Here is an 8,105-nt window from a genome sequence, read left to right on the forward strand (position 1 = left end):
TCATTCCCTCTCCCAACGGGAGAGGGGCAGGGGTGAGGGCCGTGATCGCACGTCGGTCTCCTCATTCCCTCTCCCAACGGGAGAGGGGCAGGGGTGAGGCTTGATCGCGCGGGCTCCCTGTGCTACTCCGCTGCGGAATTTGGGCGATTAACTCAGCGGTCAGAGTGCCGTCTTCACACGGCGGAAGTCCCCAGTTCAAATCTGGGATCGCCCACCATCGCAGGGATCGCCGGCTCGCCCATGAAGCTCGACGACAACCAGAACCGCGCGTTCACGGCGCCGCCGGGCGCCGCGGAGGAGCTCGCCGCCGCGCTCGAGGCCGCGACCGGCGAACCCGCCCCGGCGGTGCTCGCCGATCCGATGCCGCCGCAGGCTCTGCGCGAGGCGCTCGACCGCGTCCTGCTCGCCGCGCGGCCGGACCGGGGGCTCGCGGTCCTCGTGCGCTCCGGCGTGCTCGCGGCCGTGCTCCCGGAGGCGGCGGCGCTCGTCGGCTTCGGCGAGGGGGTGCGGCACAAGGACGTCTGGGCGCACACCTTGCAGGTCGTGCGCCAGACCCCGGCCCGGCTCGTCGTCCGCTGGGCCGGCCTGCTCCACGACATCGGCAAGGTGGCGACGCGGCGGTTCGAGACCGACGGCACGGTGTCGTTCATCGGGCACCCCGAGATCGGCGCGCGCATGTTCGACAGGATCGCGCGGCGGCTGCCGTTCGGCGAGGACGAGCGGGAGCGGCTCCGGTTCCTCATCGCCGGCCACCTCCGCGCGGCGGCCTACGAGGACGCGTGGACCGACTCCGCGGTGCGCCGCTTCGCGCGGGACGCGGGCGCGAACCTCGACGACCTCCTGGACCTCGCGCGCGCGGACATCACGAGCAAGTACGCGGAGAAGGTCCGGCGGGGGCTCCGGCAGATCGGGCTGCTCGCCGACAGGATCGCCCTGCTCTCCGCCGAGGACGCGAAGCCGGCGCCGCTGCCCAAGGGGCTCGGCACGGCGCTCATCTCCGCGCTCGGGATCGCGCCGGGGCCCGGGCTCGGGCGCCTGATGGAGCGGCTCCGCGAGGAGGTGGAGCAGGGCCGCCTCGGCGCGCAGCGCGAGCACGATCATTACCTCGAGTACGTGAGGAACAACCCGGGGCTGCTCGACGGGCGCCCCCGGAGCGAGGAGGCGGAGTGATGCGGCGAGAGGAAGCTCTGGAGCTCGTGAGGAGCCGGCTCGGGGACGGGCCGACCTTGGCCCACAGCCTGGCGTGCGAGGCGTGCATGCGCGCGCTCGCCGCCCGCTTCGGCGAGGACGCGGAGCTGTGGGGGCTCGCGGGGCTCGTCCACGACATCGACCTCGACGAGTGCGCGCACGACCTCGAGCGGCACACGCTCGTCGGCGCCGAGGTGCTGCGGGCCGCGGGCGCGCCCGAGGCGGTCGTCGACGCGGTGCTCGGCCACAACGACAAGGCGCCGCGCGTCACGCGGATGGCCAAGGCGCTGTGGGTCGTCGACCCGACGACCGGGTTCGTCACCGCGACCGCGCTCATCCGGCCGTCGCGGAGCACGTCGGACCTCCCGGCGTCGAGCGTCAAGAAGCGGATGAAGGACAAGCGGTTCGCGGCCGGGGTGAAGCGCGAGCAGATCGCGGCGTGCGAGGCGGAGCTCGGGATCGGGCTCGACGACTTCCTCGCCGCGTGCGTCGCGGCGATGGACGGCGTCCGGGACGCGATCGGCCTCGGCGGCGCGGCGCAAAACGGCTGATCATGCATCGGACAGAGTGATTTTTCGTTGAAAAATTGGTTACTTGACGAAGTTTGAATGAATGCTAGTATTCCCCGTCTCAACCAACGGTTCCATAACGGGCCAGTGATTTATCCGCGCTGCGAAGTGCACGCGGAAAAAAGAGGAGAGAAGAAAATGACGAAGATGTTTTGGGTGGTTCTTAGCGCGCTGGTTCTGAGCTTCGGTTACGTGGCCTGCGGCGGTGACGACTCCAGCTCGGACAGCGACGCGGACTCGGACAGCGACAGCGACTCCGATAGCGACAGCGATTCGGACAGCGACAGCGACACCGACAGCGACACCGACAGCGACACCGACTCCGACACGGACACGGATACCGACACGGACAGCGATGCCGACTGCACCGAAGAGGCCGAGTACGTCGCTTGCGACGGCACGCCGGCGAGCTGTGACGACATCGTCGATTCGTATTTCGGCTGCTGCGACGGCTCCAACATCTACTACTGCGACGACGGCACGACCCTGTCGGGCGGCGACTGCGCCACCGAAGGTCTGTCCTGCTGCTACGACTCGACGAACGACTTCATGAGCTGCATCTAGTCGTCGAATTGGTCTGAAAAACAAAGGGCCCTGCACGATGTGCGGGGCCTTTTTTTTACCTCTCTCGATGCGAGTCGATAATCGGGAAGACAAGACCGCTGGGTGGGGTACCCAGGCTTTGGGCGGGCGGTCAGGCGCTTACGCAGCCTCTTCGGAGACCTTCCGGGCCTTCTTGAAGGCGCGCTTGAACCGCTGGAGCTCGGCCATCACGGCCGCGTCGTTGCGGAACACGCTGCGGGCCACGGCGAGCGCCGACGCGTACCTCTGGTAGCGCGCGTCCTGCGCCTGGGCGAACCGCTCGTGCAGCGCGAGGAACTCGCCCTGCGCCCTGTCGTGCTCGACGCGCTCCGCGCGCTGGGCATCGACGTCCGTCTCGAGCTGGCCGAGGTCCACGCCGCTGAGCTCCCAGTGCCTGGTCTGGATCAGGACGACCAGGGCCTCCAGGAGATCGTCGAACATCTTCGAAGGATGGTACTGCTGCTTCGCTTTCATGGGACGTTCCTTTCGTTGTGACCTTCCGGTCGTTTGTTCTTCCGGTCCGCGCGCGTTTGGACCATCGCTCGGGGGCTATTGCAATCGTGATGCCAATGCCGTTCGTCGCACCTCGGGTGCGGCTCCTCGCACCTCGGGTGCGGCTCCTCGCACCTCGGGTGCGGCTCTTCGCACCTCGGGTGCGGCTCCCCGCATCTCGAATGCGTCCCCCCGCACCACTGCTGCGTTTCCTCGCATCCCGGCTGCGCCTCTTCGCATCTCGAATGCGGCCCCCCGCACCTCGGGCGCGCCTCCTCGCACCTCGGCTGCCTCGGGAGGCATCCCGAGTGCGTCGTGACGCGGCGGGGGTGTGAATTGAATTCACACCCTGTGTCGTGCTGACAACAGTGCCTCCCTCAGGACGAATACGTCGTCGATGATAGCGCGCCGACGAGACGACATGACCTGCGTCTGATCGCCTTTCTCCGACCTTCCGCGTCGATTTCCGGCAACCTTTTCCCGAAACGGCCGATTCAGGAGCGTGCGTTCCGCGATCCTGACAGCGCTCGTGCTCCTCGCGGCGATCGCCGCGCCCGACGCCGCGTCCGCGTCCGCGCTCGGGCGGCCGGTCGGGCCGGTCGACGGCCTCGCGTGCGCGCCCTCGGACCCCGACGTCGCCGCCGCGATCGTGAACGGCGCCGTGTGGCTCACGCGGGACGGCGGCGCCACGTGGCGCGCGATCCGCAGGGTCGAGCCGCTCTTCGGCCGGACCGCCGCGGCGGCGACGGGCGAAGAGGAGAGCGCAGAGGAGAGCGAGGCGGAGGAGGCCGAGGAGCCGGGCGCGCCCGCCGGCGGGCGCTTCGCCCTCGCGGTCGCGGATCGCGGGGACTGGGCCGCGGCGCGCGACGGGAGGTGGGTGGCGGAGCTCGGCGGCCGGATCGAGGTGCACGAGGAGCGCGGGGCCGCCGCCCTCGGGCTCGCGTTCGACGCGGCCTCCCGGCTCTGGGTCGCGGCCGGCGATCGCCTGATCGTCGCGGAAGTCGGCCGCGCGGCGCGGATCGTCCCGCTCGCGGGATCGGTCGCACCGGCGCCGCTCCCGGGATCGGACGCCGTCGTCGTCCCCGGCGCCCGCGGGATCGCGGAGCTCTCCACCGGCACGGGCGGCGAGATCGCGGTGCGCGTGATCGGGCCGCCTGCGGACGCGATCGCCGTGAGCGCCGTCGACGGGGCGGTGTACGCGGCACGTCGCGGGGCGATCTCCCGGCTCGCCGACGGGGTCGAGACGCCGCTCGCGGCGCGGGCGCCGGCGCGCACGAGCCTCCTGGCGTTCGCGGACGGCGCGCTCTTCGCCCTCTCGGAGGGGCGCTGGCACGGCATCTCGAGCGCCGGCGGATCGCGGCTCGTCGCGGCGCGCGCGATCGCCGCGGACGCGCTCGGGCGCCTCTGGCTCGGCGCGGAGCTCGGGCCGATCTCTCCGAAGGCGCACGACGCCGCGTCTGCCGCCGGCCCACCTCCGGCGCCACTCCCACCATCGGCGGTCGACTTCTCACGCCGGCCGCCGCCGCCGTGCGCGCGCCCCGTCGCCGCGCTGCTCCCCGACGCGAAACTGTCCTTCGGCTTCGGGCTCCGCGAGGTCGCGTCGCGCGCCGCGGACGGCGCGACCTTGACGGCCGGATCGCGATCGTGGCTGGCCGTCGGATTGACCTTGAGATGGGATCTCGGGCGCCCGGCGGCGGACGGGAGGTGCGAGGCCCGGGTGGAGCGGCACGCGAAACGCGAGGAGAAGCGCCTCGCCCGCGCCGTCGAGCTGCACGCCGAGCTCGCCCGCGCGGAAGCGGCTCTGGCCGCGGCGCGCGGCGTCGCGGAGGCGCTCTCGGCGTCCATGGCCGCCGAGGCGGCGTCGGCGCGGATCGCAGGCATCAACGGGCGAGCGCCCGACGAAAAGGAGAAGAAGAAATGATCAGATCCATCGCCGTCCTCGTGTCCTTCACAGCTGCCCTGTGCGGCTCCTCGGCCGGGGCCGAGGAGGCCGGCCCCGAGCCGCCGCCGATGCGCCGCGTCGAGGAGGCGCTCGTCCTCCTCCCCGACGAGCCGAGCCTCGCCGCGCTCGAGCGCGCCGCGCTCAGGAGGGCCGACGCGGACGCCGAGTCCGTGCGCCGGCTCCCGGCGTCGGTCCACGCGGCGGCCGCGCTGCCGGCGATCAAGCTCTCGGTCGATCGCGACGTCGGCCGCGACGAGAGCCTCGACCGCTACCAGGACGAACCGGATCGTTGGGGCGCGGACACCGACCGCGGGATCGGCCTGAGCGCGTCGGCCGAGTGGAAGCTCAACGAGCTCGTCTTCGACCCGGACGAGGTGCGCGTCTACGACCTCCTCGGGGATCGCGCCGACCGCCGCGAGGCGCTCCTGACCATGCTGGTGGGCGCCTACTTCGAGCGGCGGCAGCTCCTCTTGACCGAGCTGCTCCTGCCGGCGACGACCGCCGAGGAGGCGATCGCGCGCAGGATCCGGATCGACGAGCTCACGGCGGTGATCGACGCCTTGACAGGCGGGCTTCTGTCCCGCAACCTGAAACGGAGATCCGTCGACGCCGGGCGTCGATGACGAGGGAAGATGGGCATCGAGAATCGCCAAGCGGCACGGTACAGCGTGGAGGTCGCGGCCGAGGTGTACACGCCCGGCGCGGTGCTCTCCGCGAAGACGAGGAACCTGAGCGAGACCGGGGTCTGCTTCGATCTGAGCACCCCGCTCGAGGAGGACGCGACCGTCGGCGTGTCGCTCTTCCTGGTGTCCGACGGGATCGAGGATCCGGACGCGGAGCCGCTGAACGTCAAGGCGTCCGTGGTCTGGTGCTCGGAGCGGGAGGACGGCGGCACGTCGGCCGGCATGCGCTTCATCGACGTCGACGATCGCGGCACGCAGGTGATCTCCCACTTCCTTTCACAGCTCGGCTCGTAGGCCCGCGCCCGGCCCGCACCGCCCGAGGCCGCCGGAGAGGAGAGTCACGATGGTCCCGTCGAGAGTCGCATGGTTCGCCGCCGCGTTCCTCTTCGCCGCCGCCGCGCACGCCGAGGAGGCCGCGGCCGCGGAGCACTACAAGGCGGGAGTCGCCGCGTTCGACGCCGGCAGGTTCGCCGAGGCGCTCGCGGCGTTCACCGAGGCGTACAACCTGTCCTCGAAGACCGACCTCCTCTACAACCTCGGCGTCTGCGCCGAGAAGGTGGGCGATCGCGACAAGGCGATCGCGTACTACAGGCTCTACCTGGAGGAGAAGCCGGACGCCGAGGACGCCGCCGAGGTGAAGGCGCGGCTCGAGGCGCTCCAAGGGAAGGCCGAGGCCCCCGCGGCCCAGCCGGCCGCCGCCCCGGCGAAGCTCTCCCCGGCGCCGCCGCCGGACGACGAGGGGGCCGGCGGCGCAGGTGACGGCGAGCCGAAGAGGAGCCCGCACACGGGTCCGATCCTCCTCATGAGCCTCGGCGGTCTCGTCGTCGTGACCGGCGCGATCACGGCCGGCTCGGCGTACAGGACGCACCAGGATCTCGAGTCCACCTGCTCGCCCGACTGCTCCGACGACAAGGTCGACAACCTGCGGGGCGTGGCGCTGGCCGCGGACCTCCAGTTCGCGGTGGGCGGCGCGGCGGTCGCCGCCGGCTTCCTGTGGTGGCTGCTCAAGACGCGGCACGAGGAGCGCGGCGACGAGGCCGTCGGGATCGAGGCCGCGGCCTTCGCGGCGCCGGACGGCGGCGGCCTGCTGCTCCAGGGGAGGTTCTGATGCGCGCCCTGAAACGGATCGTCGCCCTGGCCGCGTGCGCCGCGGCGTGCTCCTGCTCGCTCGCGCTGGATCCCGACGCGCTGAACGCGGGCACGCCCGTGGACTCGGGCCCGCCGCCGTGCACCGGCAACGCGGACTGCGACGACGGGATCGCGTGCACGGGCGACCTCTGCCGGGAGGACGGCAGCTGCACGCACACGCCCGACAACTCGCTGTGCGGGTACCTCGAGATCTGCGACGTCGAGGAGGGCTGCGTCCCGACCGGCGACGAGTGCAAGGTGACCGGGGACTGCGACGACGACGTCGCCTGCACGATCGACTCGTGCGTCCTCGGGAGCTGCGTGCACGACCCGGATCACCCGTCCTGCGAGAGCGAGAACCCGTGCATCGAGAACGAGGCGTGCGATCCCGTCGCGTGCGCGGCGGACGAGGAGTGCGATCCCCTGAGCGGCTGCCTGCCGGGCAACGTAGTCTTCTGCGAGCAGAGCGGGCTGCCGTGCATGGAGACCGCGTGCGATCCGACCGACGGCGAGTGCGCGGACTTCCTCGTCGCGACCGCGGACAACGACGCCGACACCTACCTCGACGAGGACTGCGGCGGCGACGACTGCGACGACGAGAACGGCGCGATCCACCCCGGCGCCGCCGAGCCATGCAACGCCGTCGACGACGACTGCGACGGCCTCACGGACCTCGCCGCGATCGCCGGGCCCCTCGAGCTCGACGCGGCGGGCGCCATCGGGCCGGCGGGGATCGCCGCGGGCGGCGGGCTCGCGGCCGTGGTCTGGCAGCGCGGCGTGTACGGGGCCGGCGCGGTGCTCGCGGCCGTCGTCGGGAGCGACGGCGCGACGATCGACGACGCGCTCGACTTCACCGCCTCGGGAGGCGCGGGCGCCGTCGGCAGGGCGCCGGACGTCGCGGCGGGCGGCACCGCGGGCGGCTTCTGGGTCGTGTGGGTCGCGGACGGCGCGTCGACGGACCCGGTGGCGACCGTGATGGAGCTGACCGCGGACGAGGGCGCCGGGACCGTGACCGCGGGGACGGCCGTCGCGCTCGGCTCGGGCACGGCCACCGAGGTGACGACCCCCCGGATCGCGTGGGACGGCGCCGGATCGGGCTGGGTCGCGAGCTTCGCCGCGGCGTACAGCGACACCTCGCGGACCGTCGAGCTCGAGGCGCAGGACATGCACAGCTCCCCGGCCGGCTCCTTCGAGGTGAGCTCCTTCGAGGTGAGCTCCGCGACCGACGCCGTCGACGGCCTCTCGCTCGCGGTGATCGGCGCGGACGCCTACGCGGTGGCGTGGGCGCGCGAGGACGCGTCCTCGGACGGCGATCTCGAGGTCTTCGCGGCCGAGATCGAGCTCGCCGCCGACGCCTGGGCCAACGCCGCCGGGTTCCCGCAGCGGATCTCGCCCGCCGACGCCACGGCGGGGGACGTGGACGGTTCCTTCTGGCCGTCGCTCGCGGCCACGGGCGCCGGCGCCTGGGTCGCCGCGTTCGCCGACACGGATCCGGGCACGATCCGCCAGTCGGTACCGTGC

Annotated in this window: 9 protein-coding genes and 1 tRNA gene; 9 read left to right on the forward strand and 1 reads right to left on the reverse strand. The window is 72.3% G+C overall.

All coding sequences use genetic code 11. From position 1 onward, the window contains the following. Window positions 1-141: 141 nt before the first annotated feature. From M0R80_30020 to M0R80_30035, 4 genes are all read left to right on the forward strand, one after another. A tRNA-Val gene (locus tag M0R80_30020) sits at window positions 142-217 on the forward strand. 23 nt (window positions 218-240) lie between these two features. After that, entirely contained in the window at window positions 241-1,170 is a 930-nt protein-coding gene (locus tag M0R80_30025; GenBank protein MCK9463876.1) for an HDIG domain-containing protein, read from the forward strand. Next, window positions 1,170-1,739: an HDIG domain-containing protein gene (locus tag M0R80_30030; GenBank protein ID MCK9463877.1), complete on the forward strand. Its 570-nt coding sequence runs from the start codon at window positions 1,170-1,172 to the stop codon at window positions 1,737-1,739. Before M0R80_30025 ends, M0R80_30030 begins: the two co-directional genes overlap by 1 nt. 156 nt (window positions 1,740-1,895) lie before the next feature. Then, entirely contained in the window at window positions 1,896-2,321 is a 426-nt protein-coding gene (locus tag M0R80_30035; GenBank protein MCK9463878.1) for a hypothetical protein, read from the forward strand. A gap of 138 nt (window positions 2,322-2,459) precedes the next feature. On the opposite strand, the gene M0R80_30040 is transcribed toward M0R80_30035, so the two are convergent. Then, window positions 2,460-2,813 (reverse strand): hypothetical protein, encoded by a 354-nt coding sequence (locus tag M0R80_30040; GenBank protein ID MCK9463879.1) that lies wholly within the window; start codon window positions 2,811-2,813, stop codon window positions 2,460-2,462. Window positions 2,814-3,333: 520 nt separating this feature from the next. Between M0R80_30040 and M0R80_30045 the strand changes: the two genes are divergently transcribed. The 5 genes from M0R80_30045 to M0R80_30065 form a co-directional block, all read left to right on the forward strand. Then, entirely contained in the window at window positions 3,334-4,752 is a 1,419-nt protein-coding gene (locus tag M0R80_30045; protein MCK9463880.1) for a hypothetical protein, read from the forward strand. Next, window positions 4,749-5,396, forward strand: a complete 648-nt coding sequence (locus tag M0R80_30050; GenBank protein ID MCK9463881.1) for a hypothetical protein — start codon at window positions 4,749-4,751, stop codon at window positions 5,394-5,396. Before M0R80_30045 ends, M0R80_30050 begins: the two co-directional genes overlap by 4 nt. Window positions 5,397-5,405: 9 nt before the next feature. Continuing rightward, window positions 5,406-5,750 carry a PilZ domain-containing protein gene (locus M0R80_30055; protein MCK9463882.1) on the forward strand — a complete coding sequence of 115 codons (345 nt, stop codon included), beginning with the start codon at window positions 5,406-5,408 and terminating at the stop codon, window positions 5,748-5,750. Window positions 5,751-5,799: 49 nt separating this feature from the next. Then, the gene (locus tag M0R80_30060) at window positions 5,800-6,564 is read left to right on the forward strand and encodes a tetratricopeptide repeat protein (protein ID MCK9463883.1); all 765 of its coding nucleotides are present in this window, start codon (window positions 5,800-5,802) and stop codon (window positions 6,562-6,564) included. Continuing rightward, window positions 6,564-8,105 (forward strand): putative metal-binding motif-containing protein (locus M0R80_30065; GenBank protein MCK9463884.1); only part of this gene is annotated, 1,542 nt, incomplete at its 3' end. The genes M0R80_30060 and M0R80_30065, both read left to right, overlap by 1 nt.

This window comes from Pseudomonadota bacterium (assembly GCA_023229365.1).
Classification (GTDB): Bacteria; Myxococcota_A; Polyangia; order JAAYKL01; family JAAYKL01; genus JALNZK01.

Excerpts from the sequence above, each read along its gene's own strand:
- M0R80_30025 (MCK9463876.1), top strand. The coding sequence starts at position 241 with ATGAAGCTCGACGACAACCAGAACCGCGCGTTCACGGCGCCGCCGGGC.
- M0R80_30030 (MCK9463877.1), top strand. The coding sequence starts at position 1,170 with ATGCGGCGAGAGGAAGCTCTGGAGCTCGTGAGGAGCCGGCTCGGGGAC.
- M0R80_30035 (MCK9463878.1), top strand. The coding sequence starts at position 1,896 with ATGACGAAGATGTTTTGGGTGGTTCTTAGCGCGCTGGTTCTGAGCTTC.
- M0R80_30040 (MCK9463879.1), bottom strand. The coding sequence starts at position 2,813 with ATGAAAGCGAAGCAGCAGTACCATCCTTCGAAGATGTTCGACGATCTC.
- M0R80_30050 (MCK9463881.1), top strand. The coding sequence starts at position 4,749 with ATGATCAGATCCATCGCCGTCCTCGTGTCCTTCACAGCTGCCCTGTGC.
- M0R80_30055 (MCK9463882.1), top strand. The coding sequence starts at position 5,406 with ATGGGCATCGAGAATCGCCAAGCGGCACGGTACAGCGTGGAGGTCGCG.
- M0R80_30060 (MCK9463883.1), top strand. The coding sequence starts at position 5,800 with ATGGTCCCGTCGAGAGTCGCATGGTTCGCCGCCGCGTTCCTCTTCGCC.